The organism is Nitratidesulfovibrio liaohensis (assembly GCF_011682075.1).
Classification (GTDB): domain Bacteria; phylum Desulfobacterota; class Desulfovibrionia; order Desulfovibrionales; family Desulfovibrionaceae; genus Cupidesulfovibrio; species Cupidesulfovibrio liaohensis.
This window is the reverse complement of sequence record NZ_VSMK01000680.1, coordinates 1-805: the sequence shown is the minus strand read 5'-3', so window position 1 is coordinate 805 and position 805 is coordinate 1. Positions and strand designations below refer to the sequence as shown.

Genomic DNA, 805 nt, shown 5'->3' with positions numbered 1-805 from the left:
AGCATGGCCATGGGCGGCACGCGGCCCACGCTCATCGACGCGCTGAACTACCGGGGGCACGCCGCCGTAGGCGATGTGGCGGCTTCGGCGCGGGGCATCCGCGAACTGGCCGGGCTGTGGGACCTGTACCCGGAACGGCTGGCCGACGACGCCATTGCGGAGGCCGTGACGCGCATCCGCGCCGCCGTCACCGATCTGGTGGACGAGGTCAACGCCCGCCCGGTGTACACCATCATGGAACTGTTGCAGGGCAGGGCGGTGGAGCCCGCCGCCGTGTACCTGATGGGCGGCCCGGCAAAGGTGATGCAGCCTCTGCTGGCACCGGCGCTGGGCAAGCGGGTGGAGGTGCCGGACGATTTCGCCGTGGCCAACGCCATCGGCGCGGCGCTTACCCGCACCACGGCGGAACTGGAACTGTTCGCGGACACTGAAAAGGGCGTGCTGTTCATCCCCACCCTGGGCGTGGAACGCAAGACCGAACGGGACTTCGACCTGGAACGGGCCAAGGCGGATGCCCGGCAGGCCCTGCTGGAACACCTCGCGAGCCTTGGCGTTACCGGCGGCGAGGCGGCGGTGGAAGTGGTGGAAGCCTCGTCGTTCAACATGGTGGGCGACTACGGCACCGTGGGCCGCAACATCCGCGTGAAGTGCCAGGTGCGGCCCGGCATCATGGGCGAGCAGGCCCGGTCAGGCCAGCAGGGGAACGGCGGCAGGAACGCCTGCGGCTGCAAGCCCTGCGCGGACGAGGCCGGAGCGTGAGCACGAAGCTTTCGCGGGGCGCGGCCGGGGGCATGTGCCTGCGGCG

Annotated in this window: 1 pseudogene; it reads left to right on the top strand. The window is 70.7% G+C overall.

Features of this window, described 5'->3' with window-relative positions:
• Window positions 1–759 (top strand): annotated as a pseudogene (locus FVW27_RS17715) (hydantoinase/oxoprolinase family protein); the annotation flags it as partial.
• Window positions 760–805: the final 46 nt, after the last annotated feature.